This window comes from Varibaculum cambriense DSM 15806 (genome assembly GCF_000420065.1).
Lineage (GTDB): Bacteria > Actinomycetota > Actinomycetes > Actinomycetales > Actinomycetaceae > Varibaculum > Varibaculum cambriense.
The window spans coordinates 21,914-40,474 of sequence record NZ_ATUF01000007.1; the positions used below are offsets into that span (position 1 = coordinate 21,914).

Annotated in this window: 15 protein-coding genes and 3 tRNA genes; 11 read left to right on the forward strand and 7 right to left on the reverse strand. The window is 53.7% G+C overall.

The annotated features are described in order from the left end of the window. Positions 1 to 35: 35 nt before the first annotated feature. From F605_RS0108460 to F605_RS0108470, 3 genes are all read right to left on the reverse strand, one after another. Entirely contained in the window at positions 36 to 926 is an 891-nt protein-coding gene (locus F605_RS0108460) for a DMT family transporter (RefSeq protein WP_022865444.1), read from the reverse strand. Between the two features lie 85 nt (positions 927 to 1,011). Beyond that, positions 1,012 to 1,581, reverse strand: coding sequence for a nitroreductase family protein (locus F605_RS0108465; protein ID WP_022865445.1), 570 nt, complete (start codon positions 1,579 to 1,581; stop codon positions 1,012 to 1,014). A 110-nt stretch (positions 1,582 to 1,691) separates the two neighbouring features. Further along, positions 1,692 to 4,373, reverse strand: coding sequence for a DEAD/DEAH box helicase (locus tag F605_RS0108470; protein ID WP_022865446.1), 2,682 nt, complete (start codon positions 4,371 to 4,373; stop codon positions 1,692 to 1,694). A 55-nt stretch (positions 4,374 to 4,428) separates the two neighbouring features. Here F605_RS0108470 and F605_RS0108475 point away from each other — a divergent pair, with 55 nt between their 5' ends. Further along, positions 4,429 to 5,190, forward strand: coding sequence for a fumarylacetoacetate hydrolase family protein (locus F605_RS0108475; protein ID WP_022865447.1), 762 nt, complete (start codon positions 4,429 to 4,431; stop codon positions 5,188 to 5,190). Between the two features lie 30 nt (positions 5,191 to 5,220). Here the strand turns inward: F605_RS0108475 and F605_RS10635 are convergent, their stop codons facing one another. After that, the gene (locus tag F605_RS10635) at positions 5,221 to 6,405 is read right to left on the reverse strand and encodes a MalY/PatB family protein (RefSeq protein ID WP_022865448.1); all 1,185 of its coding nucleotides are present in this window, start codon (positions 6,403 to 6,405) and stop codon (positions 5,221 to 5,223) included. A gap of 173 nt (positions 6,406 to 6,578) precedes the next feature. Between F605_RS10635 and gltX the strand changes: the two genes are divergently transcribed. From gltX to F605_RS11340, 4 genes are all read left to right on the forward strand, one after another. Continuing rightward, entirely contained in the window at positions 6,579 to 8,111 is a 1,533-nt protein-coding gene (gltX, locus tag F605_RS0108485) for a glutamate--tRNA ligase (protein WP_022865449.1), read from the forward strand. Between the two features lie 101 nt (positions 8,112 to 8,212). Further along, a tRNA-Gln gene (locus F605_RS0108490) sits at positions 8,213 to 8,284 on the forward strand. 32 nt (positions 8,285 to 8,316) lie between these two features. Further along, a tRNA-Glu gene (locus F605_RS0108495) sits at positions 8,317 to 8,392 on the forward strand. Between the two features lie 95 nt (positions 8,393 to 8,487). Further along, positions 8,488 to 9,792, forward strand: a complete 1,305-nt coding sequence (locus F605_RS11340) for a histidine--tRNA ligase (RefSeq protein WP_060920678.1) — start codon at positions 8,488 to 8,490, stop codon at positions 9,790 to 9,792. Positions 9,793 to 9,866: 74 nt separating this feature from the next. Here the strand turns inward: F605_RS11340 and nhaA are convergent, their stop codons facing one another. Beyond that, a complete protein-coding gene (gene nhaA / locus F605_RS0108505) occupies positions 9,867 to 11,240 on the reverse strand; it encodes a Na+/H+ antiporter NhaA (RefSeq protein WP_022865450.1) in 1,374 nt (457 codons plus the stop codon). Between the two features lie 152 nt (positions 11,241 to 11,392). On the opposite strand from nhaA, the gene F605_RS0108510 reads away from it, so the two are divergent. From F605_RS0108510 to F605_RS10645, 4 genes are all read left to right on the forward strand, one after another. After that, a tRNA-Leu gene (locus F605_RS0108510) sits at positions 11,393 to 11,469 on the forward strand. Between the two features lie 153 nt (positions 11,470 to 11,622). Beyond that, positions 11,623 to 12,540 (forward strand): Bax inhibitor-1/YccA family protein, encoded by a 918-nt coding sequence (locus tag F605_RS0108515; RefSeq protein ID WP_022865451.1) that lies wholly within the window; start codon positions 11,623 to 11,625, stop codon positions 12,538 to 12,540. 71 nt (positions 12,541 to 12,611) lie between these two features. Further along, positions 12,612 to 13,109, forward strand: coding sequence for a hypothetical protein (locus tag F605_RS0108520; RefSeq protein WP_022865452.1), 498 nt, complete (start codon positions 12,612 to 12,614; stop codon positions 13,107 to 13,109). Between the two features lie 107 nt (positions 13,110 to 13,216). Beyond that, positions 13,217 to 14,815, forward strand: a complete 1,599-nt coding sequence (locus F605_RS10645) for an AI-2E family transporter (protein WP_022865453.1) — start codon at positions 13,217 to 13,219, stop codon at positions 14,813 to 14,815. Between the two features lie 4 nt (positions 14,816 to 14,819). On the opposite strand, the gene F605_RS0108530 is transcribed toward F605_RS10645, so the two are convergent. Next, on the reverse strand, positions 14,820 to 15,584 hold the full coding sequence (locus tag F605_RS0108530) for an isoprenyl transferase (protein WP_022865454.1): 765 nt from the start codon (positions 15,582 to 15,584) through the stop codon (positions 14,820 to 14,822). Positions 15,585 to 15,734: 150 nt separating this feature from the next. Here F605_RS0108530 and trhA point away from each other — a divergent pair, with 150 nt between their 5' ends. Together trhA and greA are read left to right on the forward strand one after the other, a co-directional pair. Then, on the forward strand, positions 15,735 to 16,427 hold the full coding sequence (gene trhA, locus F605_RS0108535; RefSeq protein WP_022865455.1) for a PAQR family membrane homeostasis protein TrhA: 693 nt from the start codon (positions 15,735 to 15,737) through the stop codon (positions 16,425 to 16,427). Positions 16,428 to 16,565: 138 nt separating this feature from the next. Beyond that, a complete protein-coding gene (greA, locus tag F605_RS0108540; RefSeq protein WP_022865456.1) occupies positions 16,566 to 17,042 on the forward strand; it encodes a transcription elongation factor GreA in 477 nt (158 codons plus the stop codon). A 43-nt stretch (positions 17,043 to 17,085) separates the two neighbouring features. On the opposite strand, the gene F605_RS10650 is transcribed toward greA, so the two are convergent. Continuing rightward, the gene (locus F605_RS10650) at positions 17,086 to 18,561 is read right to left on the reverse strand and encodes an LssY C-terminal domain-containing protein (protein WP_022865457.1); all 1,476 of its coding nucleotides are present in this window, start codon (positions 18,559 to 18,561) and stop codon (positions 17,086 to 17,088) included.

An 18,561-nucleotide genomic window follows, 5' to 3' on the forward strand; every position in this document is an offset into this window, starting at 1 on the left:
GCTTTAGAGAGGACAAGGCTGGGTTTGCGTAGCCGTTACTGCGGTGAAACCTTTCCGGCTTTAGGGGTGAGGATCCGCAGCCAACTGGGGAGGGTAATCGCGACTAGGATTAACGCAACTGCAAGCGTTCCTAGCCAACCGAAGTCTTCATGTAGCACGACGGCTCCGATTATCGCTGCTACCGCCGGATTTAAAGCTGATAGTAGTCCGGTCATTTCTGCCGATACCCGCGCTTGCGCAACCGGTTGGAAAGTGAAACCAAAAACTGTGCACACCACTACTAGCACTGTCAACATTCCCCATTGCGCGAGGGACGAGGGCAAACGCGGGGATTCCACGAAAACACTGGCGATAGCGGCTAGAAGTGCGAGCGTACCTAGCTGAATAATGCCGACCGTGAACCCTTCCTCGGGGCTATGGGTTACTCGATCGGTAACGATGATGGTTACTGCGTAACAGACGGCTCCCAGCAGGGCGATTAAGCGCCCGGTAGAAAGGTTCCCACCGGGCAGCGTCAGCATCCCCACCCCGGTAACCGCCAGGAAAGCCGATAACAACATAACGGGGTTAGGACGCATCCGCGCCAAAGCGGCAGTGGCGAGGGGTACCATCACGATGCTGGTGTGTTCGGTGAGCGCTACTGGCCCAGTATCTGCCATGGTCAAGGCGGTCAGCTCTAGCGACATCACCAGGAAATATAGGAATCCAATCAGGAATCCCGCTATCCACACTTTCCGGCTGGCGCGATAGAGGCGGCGGGCAAATAGCGCTGCCAGTACCAGGAAAGCGATCCCAAACCGTAGCGCTAGAACGTTGAAGGTGCTCATGGTTTCTAGCAGCAGTTTGCTGAAAATAAACGAGGTGCCCCGCGCCATCATTACCAGAGCTAACAGTATTTCCAGCCCGCGCGCACTCGTTTTCTTCATCTTCGCCACCCTATCAACGAAGAGGGTGAAGGCGCCGCCGAGATTCCAATACTGAAATTCTGGTTACGAACCTTGGGTTATCCCGCTAGCGCTGAAATACCCGCTGGCGAATGTCTTGCAACTGCTTGGGGGAGGGGGTGTCGCTGGCCAGGCCAAACGGCATCTGTGCATCTAGCACCCAGGTTTCGGGCAGGTCAAACATTTGCTTAACCGCGTGGTCAATCACCGGATTGTAGTGCTGCAGGGAAGCGCCGATTCCTGCCTCGCGAAGAGCTACCCACAGCGAAAATTGCAGCATCGCCAGGGATTGCGCTGCCCAATGCGGGAACTTGTCGGCATAGGTGGTGAACTTGCCCGCCATTTCTTCGGTGACTTCCTGGTCATAGAAGTAGAGAATAGTGCCGTAACCAGCCCGGAAAGAATCAACCTTTTCCCGCGGAACCTTCCCCTCGAAAACCTCAAAAACCCGGTTCCAGAGGGCGTCCTGATTCTCGCCGGTAACTACCAAGAGCCGCTGCGACTGCATATTGAAAGCATCCGGAACCTGCGCAGTTACCTCATCAATCAGATCAAGCAGTTCCTGGTGGCTTAGGGAAATCTTCCGATCCAACTGATAACGGGAGCGCCGATTCTGCAATAGTTCCAAGGTCTTCATAACTGTTCCTTTCCTCTGTTTCCCCTCAATCTTCTAGGAGAAATCTTCTTCGTGCTAGGGGAGACGCAAGAATTCAGCTTGAGGCACATCACCTATCCCCATGATGGGTACTAGTTCGTATCGTTATTTTCCATTAGCAGGGAACTGGCTAGTTCGGTTAGGGAGCCGGAAGATTTAACTACCGAAGTAAACAGGTCGCGCTTGCGTTGCTGTAACTGGGATACTTTTTCTTCGATGGTTCCCTTCGCCACCAAGCGGTAAACATTGACTGGGCGTTTTTGCCCGATGCGGTGAGCGCGATCGATTGCTTGCTCTTCGACTGCCGGGTTCCACCACGGATCCATCACAAACACATAGTCGGCGGCAGTCAAAGTCAGCCCCGTGCCCCCTGCCCGCAACGAAATCAGGAATGCTTGCGCGTCCCCCTCGGAAAACTCTTTCACTACCTGGTCACGCTGCCGGGTAGACCCATCCAGATAAGCAGTTTTTATTCCCGCCTCCTCTAGGGCTTCTTTAATCAACTTTAAATAGGAGGTGAACTGGGAAAACACTAGGGCTTTATGGTTAGGTATCGCTTGTAACTGTTCCACCAGGGCGTTAGTTTTCGCGCTAGTTATTCCCGTGCGTCCTCCTACCAGACGCAAATCTAAGCTGGCTCGCCGCAGCGCCGTTAGCGCCGCTAAAATCGACATCCGATCCCCAGATTGCAGCAACCCGCTAACCTGGCGGCGTGCCTGGGTTTCCAGTTCTCGGTAAGCGGTGCTATGTCCCGGCTCTAAATCAACCCGCAACACCTGTTCAATCTTCGGAGGTAAATCCGGTGCCACCTCAGCTTTAGTCCGTCGCAACATGTAGGGAGCCACCAGCGAACGCACCTGGTTTATCCCGCGCAGCTGCAGGGCAGTAAATTGTTCCCGCGAAAGCAAGGTACCTGGTTGCGCCAAAGATAAAATCGCATGCAAGTCCGCTAAAGAATTCTCTAGGGGAGTGCCGGTAGCACAAATCGTCCACTTTCTGTCCAAATCATTAAGGGCGCGCCAGGCTTGGGTACGCGGATTCTTCACCAGCTGCGCCTCATCACAAATAACCCCCTGCCATTGGGGTTGTAAGAAAGCTTCACTGTGGCGGCGCAGCAGACCGTAGGAGGTAACCACCAAATCTGCCCCGCTGAAACCGTCCTCAATCTCGGTGCCGCTACGCAGGGCCCGCACCTCCATCTCGGGATAAAAACGCTGCGCCTGCGACTCCCAAACATTGATCACCGAAGTAGGCGCTACTACCAGCACTGGATTCGAGGTGGGTAAGGATTTAATCGTCGCTAAAATCTGCAGAGTTTTTCCCAGCCCCATTTCATCAGCGAGCACCGCTCCGGGACCAATGGAGAGTTGCGCCAGCAACCAAGAAACGCCCGTGCATTGATATTCACGCAGCTGGGCGGTGTGGGGCGCAGCAATCGGTGGCAACTTTAGTTGGCGTGACTTCCACGCTTCCAGGCCGCGCACCTGTGCTTGCGTACCCTCCAAAATTTGGGAGAGGTCAATAATCGCCGGGTGAATACCGCGCCGATTAAGGCCGGCGCGCTCACTAAGCAGCGTCAGCCGATCCAGATCGGCTTCACTTAGATAAGTATCGGCATCGATTATCCCGCCCCGTTCGCGAATTTGGGCAATCTCGGAGGATGTAAAGTCGCGGTCTCCTAAACGCAGCCGCACCTTCGGGGTAAACCAGCCGTAAGTATTAGGGGCTAAATCCACGATTATCTCTCCGCCCTGTTGCGAAAATGAACGGGGAATCCCGCGGCGATTAACCTCTAAATCTTGACCCTCAAAAACGGTTTCCAGCTCATCTAACAATTGGTTAATGCGGTGAGCGGGACAAGAAAGAAAACTATCGAAAGTAAAAACTCCTTCTTGGCGGCGCAACCATTTCGTCACCTGGGTTTTCAGCTCCGCGATTTGGTTAGGCAGAACACTGGTTTCAATCTTTTGTCCCTCAAGCTCACGCATGGCGCGCAAATGAATCCGGTAAAGGTCTTCTGCCCGGGAAGTTCCCACTTCCAGCAGGTAGCGATATTTGGGGGACTCGAAACTGTTATCTAAAGAATGGACCGGGAAGCTATCGCTAAGGCGCGGAAAATCTTGCAACAAAAAATCCGCTAAATCCGCTTGCGGCACCCGCACCGGTTTCGCCCCCAACACCCGGTTAAGCGCTCCGAAACGATCATCCCAGAAGGCGAAGCACCCCAGCTCCGCGCTGGCCACCAGTTCTAGACCGGCCGCCACGCAAGTAGCGGCGACCGTGCGCCCCGCTGGATCTTCACCGGCGGAAAAATCAATCCCGAAGCGCAGCGCCAGGTCACCCGGGGCGCAAATATCTAGGAAAGGACGCGCAAGAATCGGAGAAAAGTGCAGCTGAGTGAGGGGCTCGGTGCCGAGGGCAAAAGAAAATCCTGCGCGTGCCAAGGTGTGAATCGCGGGGGATACCTGGGCCGCTTCCTCGGAAGATAGTCGCTGGGGAGCTTTTTCTAATAGCCCGGACACCTGGCGCAGGCAGCTGAGCTGCGTCCTATCTAGACCGGCAGAAACGGATTCCCATTTAGTTTGGCAAAGGTCGCGCCAACTGGCACGATTGCGGGTCCAAGCACCGGAAACTTCTCGGCGTAAAGGATGGAAACTACCATCTATTTCGATACAAATCCCCAGGTCGGCGCCTGGATTTATTTCGGGATGCGGGGAGGAGAACATTGCGGAAATCAGGCGTCGCCATGCCGGTTCCTGGTCATTATTACTCACGCGTTCCTCCTTGGCTCATCCTTTCTACTTTAGCAAGGAGGCTAGACTGGGCTCTATGAAGATTGTGCGATTTCGAATAGATGCCAACCCTATTTATGGAGCTTTAGAGGACGGAAGCGAGCAGCTAGTAGCCCTCAAAGGTGACCCCCTTTTCCAAAAGGCGGAACCCTCCGGGCAGCTTTATAACTTAGAGGAGGCGCGGCTGCTATCTCCGGTGATTCCCCGCTCGAAAGCAGTTAGCTGCTGCGCGAATCTGGCGGGTAAAGCGGCGGGAGCCGAGTGGCCACCGGTGGCTATCAAACCCAATACCGCGGTGATTGGCCCGGATGATCCCATCGCCATTCCTACTTGGGGAGGCGGCACCACACGCGCCTTCGTGGGACTGGCTGCGGTCGCTAAAACTATTTGTAAAAATGTGGCCCCGGAGCAGGTAGGGTCAGTGATTGCCGGCTGGACTATTGGGGTAGACTTCGCAAGCGGCGGGGAAGATATCAGTTTCTCTCAGGCTAGGGCTTGGGATACTTCTGCCGCGATAGGTCCGTGGATTGTAGTTGGCCCTGGTTTTAATCCCGATAACGTCACCATTAGCGCTAGTGTTTCCGGACAAGAGGTAGCCTCCGCTAGTAGCGCCGACTTTCCGCTCAATGCCGCCGAGGCTTTCGCTAAAGTGAGCGCCATGATGACCTTGCTACCCGGGGACGTAGTCATCGTAGGTGGAATCGAGCTGCCACAGCCGTTGCGTGCCGGGGAACGCCTAGAAAGCGCCATCACCGGGGTGGGGCAGATGGAAAATATGTTGGTTAGCGCGAACCGCTAACCCATTTACACCACCCGCTAGGCGGCATCCCTAATCATTTTCTGCTTCCCGCAGCGCGCTAGCTAGCCGCCGGGTCATCTCCAGGAACAGGTAGCGGGGAGTCGCGGCGTTAAGCCGCAATAGACCGGGGTAGCCACTCCCCAGGATTTCGCCCCCGTTTACCCCGACGCGGGCTTTCTCCTCTGCGATTTTGACGGGATTTTCGCCATAGCTACTCGCGTCCCACAGGGACAGGTAGGTGCCTTCCACTTCCGGGATTTGCAGCTGGGGAGCAATCTGCAGCGCCAAATCCCGGGAGCAGGCGAGGTTTTCACGAATATAAGCTTTGATTTCTTGCAGCCAAGCGCCACCCTCCTGATAAGCGGCGCGGGTAGCGAGTGCTCCCAGGGGAGTCGCGCCCATCGCTAGCCGGGTAGTTAGCCCTGATTCTTCAAAACGATCCCGCAAGGGCGAGGGCGGCAAAATCATTTGCGCGCAATGGAGTCCCGCCAAATTCCAGCCTTTAGAGGCCGCGTGCGCAGTCACGGTGATCTGGGAAAAATCAGGATCCAGGCTGGCAAAAGGAATGTGGCGAGCCTTATCGGTTAGCACCAAGGGAGCATGAATTTCATCCGCAAATACCGTTACTTTATGGGCAAGTGCCAGCTGCCCAACTTTTCTCAACTCGGCTTCGCTGAGAACTCTCCCGGTGGGGTTCCAAGGGTTACAAAGCACCAGCAGTTTAGCTTTTTCTTGACTAAGCGCATTTTCCAGCGCCGCAAAATCCAGCTCCCAACGTCCCTGATAATAGCGGCTTTTAACCTCGATTAGGTCCCGTCCTGCCTGGGTGGGGATAGTCAAAAATGGCATATAGGCCGGAGTGGGAACCACCACCGCCTCCCCGGCTTTAGTCGCCAGTTGGACTTGAGCACGCAGAATTGAAAGCACATCGGAGGAAATAAACACATCCTCGGCGCTAACTTGCCATCCATAGGATGCAGCAAGAAAACGCCCGGTCTCTCGCTGGACATCATTTGCCAGGAGCGGCGGCATATACCCAAAGAAACCGTCATCGATAGCGCGATGCAGGCAGCGTGCAACCGCAGGCGCGGTTCCAAAATCCATTTCCGCCACCCAGGCGCCCCATAAAGGCTCATTCTCGAAGGTTTTTCCCGTCCACTTTAAAGATCCTCTACGGCGTAATTCTTGCAGGGATAAGTGGTCAAAATCTTGCATGTATCCACCCTACGCCTCTAGCTATACCTCGGGGGGCTACTGCCTAGGGTAGGCCAGAGAAAACGAATCGGAAGCACGTAGCCAGTCCTGCCAATCTCGTAGGTTCGAGAATCAGGCGGGGCGCGAAGTAGAATCAAGAGGAACTAACGATTTTACGCAAGGAGATTATAGGTATGAATCCGGAAGCAACTTCCCCTATTCGGGTGCGGTTTTGCCCTTCACCCACTGGTACCCCACATGTGGGAATGGTGCGTACCTGCCTATTTAACTGGGCATACGCGCGCCATACTGGGGGAACTTTCGTTTTCCGGATCGAGGACACCGACGCCAAACGCGACTCCGAAGAATCCTTCCAGCAGATCCTAGAGTCGCTGCGCTGGTTGGGGCTAGATTGGGACGAGGGCGTCGGCAAGGGCGGCCCCTACGGTCCCTACCGGCAAAGCGAACGCATGGATATCTATAAAGAGGTAGCAGATAAGCTGCTCGCCGGGGGGTATGCCTACGAATCCTATTCCACCCCCGAGGAAATCGAGGCGCGCCATAAAGCTGCCGGACGTAACCCGCATCTAGGCTATGACGGTTATGACCGCAACCTGACCGAGGAACAAATTGCTGCTTTCCGCGCAGAAGGTCGCCAGCCGGTGCTGCGCATGCGGATGCCCGATGAAGATATTACTTTCCATGACCTAGTGCGCGGAGACATCACTTTCCAAGCCGGTTCAGTTCCGGACTATGTGATTGTGCGCGGTGGCGGCGACCCCCTATACACTCTGGTAAACCCGGTAGATGACGCCCTAATGCATATCACGCACGTGCTGCGCGGCGAAGACCTACTTTCATCCACCCCTCGCCAAATTGTGCTCTACCGTGCCCTCATTGAGTTGGGAATCGCCGATTGCGTCCCCGAGTTCGCGCACCTGCCGTATGTGATGGGGGAGGGCAACAAGAAACTGTCTAAGCGGGATCCCGAATCCAACCTGCTTTTGCATCGGGAAAACGGGATGATCCCCGAAGGGCTAGTGAACTATTTAGCCCTCCTAGGGTGGTCTTTATCTGCAGATCAGGACGTGTTCAGTAAAGAAGAAATGATCGCAGCCTTCGATATTGAGGACGTCAACCCCAATCCGGCGCGTTTCGATTCCAAGAAAGCGCTGGCGATTAACGCTGACCATATTCGGATGCTGGAGGTGGGGGATTTCACCGAACGGATCGTTCCCTATCTACACACCGGCGGATTCGTAGGTGCCGATAGCCTGGTTGATTTAACCGATAAAGAAAAACAGCTTTTGGAGGCTGCCGCTCCGCTTGCCCAAAGCCGAATGCAGGTACTTTCCCAAGCTAAGAGCCTGCTGGGATTCCTGTTTATTGCCGATGACCAAGTGGAATATCAAGAAAAGCCGTTACGTAAACTCAAAGATAACGCCCCGCAGGTGCTCGAAGCCGCGGCTAAAGTAGTAGCAGACCTGCCAGAAGGGAAAGTAGGGCAGACTGGCACCATTGGTGATCCCGAGGCCGTTAAAGCCGCTATGAGCCAGGTAATGGTCGAAGAAATGGGGCTCAAACCTCGAGTGGCTTTCCAGCCGCTGTTTATGGCGATTACCGGCTCTAACGTGTCGATCCCGGTGTTTGACTCCATTGGAATCCTGGGGAAAGAGGCCACCATAAAACGCCTGCATAAACTACAAAACCATCTGGAACAGGCATAACGTCAGGTGATTAGTCACACAAGGAAATTATTTGAAGCTGCCTAAGTGCCTGCGTTAGAGTAGATGACTGCAGCCCGGCGCAAGCCGCGGTTAGCAGCCCTTGGGGTATGGTGTAATCGGTAACACAGCTGATTCTGGTTCAGCCATTCTAGGTTCAAGTCCTGGTACCCCAGCAAAAATGGGAACCTGATGGTTCTTGTTTCTGGCCCCCATAGTCTAGAGGCCTAGGACACCGCCCTCTCACGGCGTAGACACGGGTTCGAATCCCGTTGGGGGTACCACCGGCACTTTTATCTTTTTAACTTTTATTTACTTTGAAAGTCATAACCTTTTTAGTCCCAAAGCCGAAACTTGCGCCAATGCTAAAGTTATAGCCATGTCTGGAAAAATTGTTGCCACTCGCGGGATGCGAGACTTTCTGCCCACCGAAAAAACTTGGCGTGAACGCGTCCTCAGTGTCTTGCGCGAAACCTATACCTCCCTGGGGTTTATGGAAATCGAAACCCCCGCCCTGGAGCCGATTGAGCGGCTGCAATCTGGGCAAGGTGGGGAAAACGAGAAAATGATTTTCCAGGTAATGCGACGCGGCCTGGATCCCCAAACCGGTATCCTGCCTGCGGAGGCCATAGACCTAGGACTCCGCTATGACTTGACCCTTCCCTTAACCCGCTACTTCGCGAGCCACCAGGCCGAGCTTCCCAACGTGTTCCGCGCCTTCCAAACCGGTCCGGTATGGCGTGCTGAGCGCCCGCAAAAGGGTCGTTTCCGCCAGTTTAACCAGGTGGATATCGATATTTTGGGGGAGGCTTCTTTTAGCGCAGAAGTCGAAATCATCGTGACCATGTGGAACGCGATCGGCAAACTGGGGCTAGATAAGGACTCCACGATTTTGCTCAACGATCGCCGGTTCCTGCGGGAACTAATGAAAGCAGCCGGGGTGGCCGAAGAGAAGCACGATAGTGCCTTCATCACCCTTGACAAGCTGGAAAAAATTGGGGAAGAGGGCGTTATAAAAGAACTAGTCGGGCAGGAAATCGCGACCGACTCCCAAGCCAAAGCCCTGGTGGAGGCAGTAGGCAGTATCGCCGAGCTGGAACTGGGCAGTGACGTGGAAACCGTGAAAGTTCCTGCGCTAGACGCCGAACTGCCACTGTTCGACTTGGGAGCCATCGCCTCCCAAGTGCGGCAGATCGCTCCCGATATCAAGATTTCTTTCACCCCCACTTTGGTACGCGGCATGGGGTATTACACCGGCCCGATTTTCGAGGTTTCCCACACCGCCTCCGGATCCTCGATATGTGGAGGCGGACGCTATGACGGGGTAGTAGGGCGCTGGCTGGGGAGAGATGTCCCTGCCGTCGGTTTCAGTTTCGGGTTTGAACGAATCGTGGATCTGGTCTCTCTTCCTGAGGAAGGACAGCAGCTAAAAGTGGCGCTGGCCTATCAAAAGCCTCATGAAGCCCTAGCAGCATTGCATTTGCGGGAAGGACTGCTATCAGCCGGAGCCAGTAACGCCGGCCTGTTAAAAGCCCCGCGTAAAATGTCGGCCGGCTTCTTCGAACAGGCAGCCTCCCTCGGCTATAACCGGGTTCTCTTGCCCAGCCGCTACCTAGAGGCTGCCGAACAAGACAGCCCGGACTTTGCGGCTTTGTTGGAGCAGGCGCGCGTCCTCGAAAACTAGCACGAGGAGCAAAATCGCTCTAAAAGCCTCCCTAGCACCTGCTCCAGCAGGAATAGCTAGGGAGGCTTTAGGCTTTAGCTTTGGATTTTTCCGGCAGCTTTTAAATGCCGTACCCGAATTTGCAGGGCGATGGCCGCCAGAATCACGGAAGCGAAGGTTCCCATCAGTACCCCCAAAGATCCGGCCTGGGTGAGCTCCGCGTCCCCTCTAAAGGCAAGGTGGGAAATCAGTAGCGCCACCGTAAAGCCAATACCAGCGGTTAACGAAACCGGGAGTACATCTCGCAAGCTTACGCCCTCACCTAGAGTCAAGGGAGTCACCTTGGTGAATAAGGCTACGGAACCGAAGATTCCCAGTACTTTCCCGAGCGGCATCGCCAGCATGACCGAAAGCGCGATCGGGTGAGTAATCACGTTGAGGGGGCCGCCGGCCACATCCACCACATTTACCCCAGCAGCGAAGAAAGCGAAGATCGGCACCGCCAGTCCCGCGCTAAAGGGGTTGACCGCTTCCGTGAGACGTTCAGTTTCCGGTTCACTCTCGCCGGGGAGTTGTTTGGCGGGAACCGTCATTCCCAGTAGTACCCCGGAGATAGTGGCGTGAACCCCGGAATCAAACATGAAATACCAGGTCACAATGCCCAGGGGAACTAGAATCCACCACCGTCCCCAGCGTTTTTGGGCTAAGAAACCAAAAATTGCGGCGCAAACAAACGCCAGCAGCAGGGAAATAAATTTCATTCCGGTGGCATAGAAGATGGCGATTACTAAAATCCCGCCCAGGTCATCGGCGACTGCCAGGGTTAGCAGGAAGGTGCGAGCTGCTAGGGGGAGGCCGCGACCAAAGATCTGCAAAATCGCCACTGCAAAAGCAATATCGGTCGCGGTGGGGATTGCCCAGCCGTGCCAAGCGTTATCCCCGGAAATAGCGGTTACAACCAGGTAGACGGTGGCCGGCCCGATCATCCCGAAAACGGCAGCGATAATCGGCATGGCCGCAACTTTAATATTGTGCAGGGATCCTATCGCGAACTCTTGCTTTAGTTCCAAGCCCACCGCGAAAAAGAACAGGGTGAGAATCCCATCTTGCGCCCATTCGTGTACCGGCAGGTGTAATCCTAAGGAGCGCGGCCCAAACTCTAAGTTAGAAAGCGCCATATAGCCTTCCCGTACCGGGGAAGGGGCATTCGCTAGGATTAACGCCAAGATAGCGGCGGAGACCAAAATCATACCTGCCACGATGTCATTCGCCAGCACTCGCTTAATGGAGGTAGCGATCCCGTGGGGAGATTCCTCGCTGTAATCCTTAGGGGAAGGCGCCGCTAGATCCTGATAGTCAGGGGGACTAACCAGTTCTTCAACCTCTTTTTCCAGGGGGAAGTAATGAATGTCCCGCTGCGTTTCTTTTTTCTCGGATCCTCTGCCTTCGTCTCCATGTTTTTCGCGCATGCCTCTATGCTAGCGGTTATTCGTTTCGACAATCGGGGATGCCTGAGGTTTAATATGGAGTGGCGCTTTACAAAAGGTTTTCACTTTTGGTAAAACAAAACTTGCCCGGTGCGCGCTAGCGTACCCCAGGGAAGAAAAAGAGGCCTGGTAAAGCCCCCGTAGCCCAATCGGTAGAGGCAGCTGACTTAAAATCAGTCCAGTGTCGGTTCGAGTCCGACCGGGGGTACCACTCATTATTTTTGCGGAACTCATCCAGAAAGTTTTAAGAATCATTCACTAATAATTTGATTAGTGGCCTGGCTTCCGTCTCTGAAAGTTACAGGGCGCGACTAATGTAGTTGCCAAACGGAAGTGGCCGGTATCGGAAGAAGGAGAGATCTAGATGGCAAATCCGGTTATGAATCAAGTAGGCGAGCAGATGCGCCGCACTCCCGCCGGCTATCCCGAAATGCCTGGCTACCAGGTAGGCGGGGACGCGCGGCCTGCTAATCCGTCCTATCCGCAGTCCGCTACCCCCGGCGTTCCCGGACAAAGTACCTCTATTCCCGGACAAACTACTTTTGATCAGGGTCAGCAACTGGGCGAGCAGCAACGAGTGAGTCGTCCCATGACTTTAGATGATGTGCTGGTGCGCACCGGCGCAAGTTTTGGGGTAATGGTACTAGCCGCGGCGGCGCTATGGTTTTGGGGCGTAAATGACTTAACGGCTAACGCGGGAACTATGCTCACCATTTCTTCAGTCTCCGCTTTGGTGGCTTTTGCGCTGGTGTTGGTTTCTTCCTTCCGTCGTAAGCCTTCAGCGGCGATCACTTTGGGATATTCCTTCTTTGAGGGGCTGTTCATCGGGGGTGTTTCTGCGTTCTTCGAATACAGCTATCCCGGGATCGTGGTGCAGGCCTTGATCGGGACAGTTGCTGTATTCGTTACCTGCCTGGTGCTGTTTAAATCGGGACTGGTGCGGGTCAATTCGAAGTTCATGAAGATCTTGCTGCTCGGTATGGTTTCAATCATTGTTTATCGCCTCTTGGCGATGGTGTTAGCAATGGTTACTCCCTCCAGCGCGGTAGGTAACATTGATCAGATCACCGTGATGGGACTGCCCCTAGGGTTGTTGGTGGGGCTGTTTGCGGTGATTTTTGGAGCCATGTCCCTGATCTCGGACTTCGATATGGTTCGCGAGGGCGTGCGCTTGGGGGTGGATAAAGATATGTCCTGGAGCTGCGCCCTGGGGATTATGGTGACCGTGGTTTGGCTCTACGTGGAGATCCTGCGAATCCTAGCGATTCTAAGAGACAACTAAATAAAAACTTTACTTCGGGGCGACTACAATAGGGCTAGTCGCCCCGAAGTGCTTTTAGAGAGGAAATAGCTGTGCCGGTGATCGTAAGAACCCCCACTCTGGTTGATGCTGCCGGCGCGGCCATGGCACATCACCGGATTCTAACCGAAACTATCGGCAGCCAGGCTCCAGAGACCTTTTGGGAAAAACATACTGAAGAGGCACTGCTTAGTTATTGGCACCAGCAGATTTTACAGACTAAAGGGCGGCGAATAGCCTTTGCTTTGCGGGGACGCCAAGTGGTGGGAATGGCTTACGTTACTCCCTCTCCCCAAGACGACCATCAGTTGGGGCCGGCTCCTCGTAACCTAGATATTGCTTTTTTCGGTATTATCCGCGGGGCCTATTCTCCGGATATTGCTCAGCGGCTCTTAGACTTTGTACTCGATGCTGGTACCCCTGCTCAAACCTGGGTATTGCGTTCGGATCAGGTAAAACGACGTTTTTTGCGAGTAAATGGCTTTACTATGGATGGTCTTAGCGTCGTTGATGAAGATTCGGGACAAACAATATCTCGGATGACCCGTTAAGCGAACCCCAATTGGCGGAACCTAATTACCGAATTTTGCAACTTACTAGGCACAGTGTGGGATAGCTGGTTTGTAAGCTACCTCAAGGACGCTGCTAGGCTTGAACTATGAAATCTCGTCTTGAACGAATACAACAGACCGGTCGCAAGTGGCTTAGCAACCTGTCCCGTCCTCAGCCTGAGGCTTCCCCGGCTCCGATAGACGTCGAATCCTATAACCAGGATCTATCGAAAGTGAAAGCCAATACTGAGCCCGTCTCAGAAAAAGAAGCGGTTCCGCTCACCTTGCGGGTAGCGGCAGATTGGTCTTGGCGCTTATTGGTGATTACGGTTGCTTTTGCGGGATTTCTATATGTAGTCGCTAAGTTCCAAGTAATTGTGGTTCCGGTAGCGGTAGCGTTGTTATTATCGGTGCTGCTAGAGCCGGTACTGCGAATTCTATATGTAAAACTGCATTTTCCGCGGACTTTAGCGGCGGCGGTTACTCTGATTATTGGGTTAGGGATCGTGACCGCGATGATCTCCATCTCTAGCACCCAATTGGCTAGCGAGCTTCCTAATCTAATCGCACATACTAAAGAGGGCGTGGATGAAGGTATCCACTGGCTAGCTACTGGTCCGTTAAAAATGGATACCGAGACGGCCACGAGGCTATGGGAGCAAGCCCAAGACCAAATTCAAAGCTATGCCCGCAAGAATGCTTCTTGGCTGGCATCCAATGCCTTGGGCACTATGTCAGCGGTGACGGGAGCCTTCACCGGGGCGCTAGCCGCCTTATTCTGCCTGTTCTTCTTCCTGAAAGATGGCCGTAAAATTTGGCAATGGTTCTTGCGTCTGCTTCCGCGTTCGGCGCGCAATCCCCTAAACGAGGCAGCTATTCGCGGTTGGGTTACTCTTGGTGCCTATACGCGTACCCAGTGCCTAGTAGCGGCAATTGACGCCGTAGGTATTGGTGGGGGTGCCTACCTGATTGGGGTGCCACTAGCGATTCCCCTGGCGATTTTAGTGTTCCTGGCGGCCTTCGTGCCTATTTTGGGTGCGATCCTCTCCGGCATGATGGCGGTAGCTATCGCTTTGGTAGATAAAGGTTTCACCACCGCTATCGTGATGCTGATTATTATTTTGGTAGTACAGCAAGTGGAATCTAATCTGTTGCAACCGGCTCTTATGTCTAATGCGGTCAGTCTGCATCCAGTCGCAGTGCTCTTGGCAGTGGCTGGGGGCGGTGCCGCTATGGGAATCGTGGGGGCAGTTTTCGCGGTTCCGATCTTGGCTTTCGTGAATACTACCGTACTCTACCTGCGCGGTTATGACAGCTTTATTCGCCTCAGCTACCAGAAGGATCGTCCGGGTGGTCCTCCCGGATCTTTAGATCGCGAACTCGCGGAAGCGGCTCGACCTAGCGAACAAAATCTGGCAGAAGCTCGTCAAGCGAAAGCAGAAGCAGAAAAGGGCGGGGATCAGCGTACTCCTCGCGAGCATGCGGAGCAGGCTGAGAAAGTACAAAAAGAAATTCAAAACACTCTTTCAGAGTTTGCCAGTGCCGATCCTAACCAGATGCTGCCGGGAGACGCTAAAACTGATTTTGAGGTAGGGGCGACCACTAAAATCGAAAAAGTTGCCCAGGCGGAGCAGGCAGCCCACGAAGAGGAGCGCGGTGTCTCCTGGCAGGGAGATAATTCGGAAACTGCCGGTAGCAACGAATAAGTTTTTACTTACCCATCCGCCGTTCCCGGAGGGCAAAGTCGCGCAGTGCGCGGTAGAAGTCGATTTTCCGGAAATCGGGCCAGAAGGCTTCGCAAAAATAGTATTCAGAGTGAGTGGACTGCCACATCAAGAATCCAGACAGACGCTGCTCCCCAGAAGTGCGAATAACCAAATCGGGGTCTGGTTGCCCGGCGGTATAAACATGGGAAGTTATTTCGTCAACAGAAAGTTCCCTGGCAACGGTTTCTAAAGTAGCGCCCTCTTGTGCTTTTTCCAGTAACAAGTTGCGCACGGCCTCGGTAATTTCTTCGCGACCGCCGTAGCCGACTGCGATATTTACGGTCAGGGGAGAGCCGGTACGCGTTTGGGCTACCGCCCGCTGTAGACGCTGTTGTACCTGATCTGGTAGCAGAGAAAGATTTCCCAGCAACCGCAAGTGCCAGCGGTCTAGGGAAGCTATTTGCTCTACCACCCCGCAAATAATGTCAAAAAGTTTCGTGAGTTCGTCTCCAGAACGTCGCAGGTTATCGGTAGAGAGCATCCAGAGGGTAACTACCGGGATCCCAACCTCTTCACTCCAGCCTAAAAATTCAAGAGCCTTGTCGGCACCAACTCTATGGCCGGTTTCAGATTGTGCCCCCACCTGGTGAGCCCAGCGTCGATTCCCATCGAGAATAACCCCCACGTGGCGCGGCAAAGAATCAGTAGGGAGTGCCTTTTCTAGGTTGCGGGCATAGAGTCGATAGACCAGATCTGTAAGGTGAGTCAAGCTTGCTCCTTTAGGGTAATAGTTGAATTTTACCCCCTAGGGAGTGTTGTTGACAGTATTGCGCCCCTGCAATAGCGTAGGTCGCAAGTAAAATATTCTGCCGTAGCTTTTGGGGCTGGGACAGGTTTCTATCTGACCTGAGGAGGACGGATGACACCTGATGAAGGAACATACACCCAGATGAAAAGACGGGTAACTGATTCTCTTAATGTCTTGCCCAAACCCAAAATGCGGGGATGGATTCACACCGTTACGGTACCGCTTTCCCTGGCGGCAGCGATTGTGCTGATTTGTTTAGCCAATACTGCTAGCGAACGCTGGGCGTGTGCGGTATATCTGGTTTGTTCTCTACTGCTTTTCGGGGTTTCTTCGCTGTATCACCGCATAGATTGGGGTAAACGTGCCCATAGTGTGATGCGTCGCCTTGATCATTGCAATATTTTCTTGTTGATCGCCGGGTCTTATACCCCGATAGCAGTCTCCCTCTTGTCTTACCCACAGGCTAGAAACCTATTGGTGCTGGTGTGGCTGGGTGCTTTGGCCGGAATCTTGCTTTCGATATTTTGGCCCGGTGCCCCCCGGTGGCTGTATGTTCCTATCTATATTTTGCTGGGTTGGGTAGCTTTGGGCTATATGGGACCGCTTCGGCAAGCTGGGGGATTAGCCTTGATATGGCTACTAGTGGCCGGCGGACTTTGTTACTCGGTAGGAGCGGTTTTTTATGGGCTGCGTTGGCCGGGTAGGAACGCTCGCTACTTTGGTTACCACGAGATTTTCCACGCCGGTACGGTGGCAGGGTGGACATGTATTTGTATTGCCGCTTATTTCGCGGTTTTGGCTTAATTAGAAAGTTTATGCCGGTAGTTCCCTCAGGTTCCCTCTGATAGCAACTTTACCGGCAATTTGTTACACTGATACCTGCTGTTTTACTGACCGCGCTCGGCGTGGTCAGTCTTTTATTTATTAGCTGAGGAGAACACGATGGCAGACAAGACCTGGATGACCCAGGAATCATATGATCGTCTAAAAGAAGAGCTACGCCATCTCGAAGAAGTAGAGCGCCCGGCGATTGCCCGGCGAATCGATGAGGCTCGCCAAGAGGGAGACCTAAAAGAAAACGGTGGCTACCATGCAGCTCGAGAACAACAGTCTTGGAATGAAACTCGGATTCTGCAGCTAAAAGAAATCATGGAAAATGCCGAGGTAGGCGAGCCTCCCGCAGATGACGGCATTGTGGAACCCGGGATGGTAGTGAAGGCTACTCTGGGGCGGCGGGAAGTGAAGTTCCTAATGGGGTCGCGCGAGGCCAGCCCGGATGTGGATATGGATGTCTATTCCCCGGATGCTCCGCTGGGGCAAGCAATTATGGGGCATAAAGTAGGCGAAACCGTGGATTATTTAGCTCCTAACGGCAAAAATATTAAGGTAAAGCTGCTAGAAGTTACCCCTTTTGAATAGGGGTATTCCTGGTCAAGGAGCTTTTGCGGGGAGTATTTGCTGGTTACTCTACCTTCACCCAACGCCGCGCAGCCGGGGAAGTAATCGCTAAGATTGCCAACACCGATAGGGTAGTGGAAGTAATCCAGAGGGGGGTGCCGGAAGCGCCCTCAATCCCCAAAGACTCCATCATCCGCACAAACACCGTTGCGGTAAGTACCAACAGCAAGCCTAGGCGCATCCATTTTTGGTGAAATAAAGTTCCCACGATTAGCGCCGTCAGTAACACCGCTAACGCCATGAAGCCGTAGCCTGCCAAGCGAGTCTGGTAGAAAGAAAACCCCAATTCAACAGCGTATTTCGGGTTGGTAGCTAAAATGTAGCCCACAACCGCCAGTTCTAGGGCATGTAGCGCTGTTAAAGTAATTCCGCAAGCCAAAGAAGTGGCTGGCACCTCGCGGTCACGCAGTAGCCGGCGCTTCATTTTCTTTTCTGTCTGTTCGCGGGAAGAACGCAGATACCCTTTGTGTTGCAAAGCCAGATTTTCATGTGGATTTATGTGTTCTTCACTTACCAGGTTGGCTTCAATAACCGGCAAGCTGCCATCGGTTTGTACCCGGTCGCCTCCGCCGTTGCGTGAGTGATAGGCACTGGTAGCGTCGGGAATCACCTCTACCTCTACGCTGGTGCAGGCTTCGCGGACGGTGTCCACTACATGGTCACGTTCAATGTCGATGTTTTCGTCTATCTTGTGAGTAATCTGCAAAGTAAAAAGCGATAGGCCAACCGCCTTATCGAAAGTTGCAGCTGCCAGCCAATCTACCTGGATTCCTCCCGGTAGTTTCCAGCCTTCCGGAACCTTCCAAAAACGCACATGGTGCCGCTGACTGGGATTGCCATCGACCTCTTGTTGATAGGCAAAATCTTGTTTCCTACCAAAAAGATAGAGCGGAGAAACCGGTGCCGCCGGGTAAGAGCGCTTAAAAACACTGGCAAAAATAATTTTCCAAGAAGAAGAAAGCGTGATCTCGTCAGCCAGCGTCCAACCGGCTGCCTGCATCGCCAGGTGGATGTCCTCCTCTTCCCCCAGCCAAGCCAGGTTAACGGGATCGCCCAGAATCCCATCCCCAGTTTTAGAACGGCCGATGTAATAGTCCGGAACATAGAGCGAAGACATTATTTGATGCAGGCGTGGCAGCGCCAGATAGGCCAAAAGAACCCAGAAAAAAGTTAAATAGATCAGGATAACCAGAGAAAACTGGAAACCATGCTTGAGGAGGATCCACGCCAGTCTCACGGTGAGAACCGCGGCGATTACTACAAAAATATAATCGATGATCTGGTAGAGGCTGAGGGGAGCAGAGCGGTGATAACCCAGCTTTTGCCCCAATTCAAAGGGCAGGTGCTCGCTGACTTCTGCTCCTTTCTGCGGGGTATGCTCCTGGTCTTTAGTAGCCGTATGGGCGCCCGAGTCTGCGCCCTCCGGTAGTAGTTCCTTAACCTCGGTATTGAGTGCCGACTTATCTTCGCTGGTAGTCAT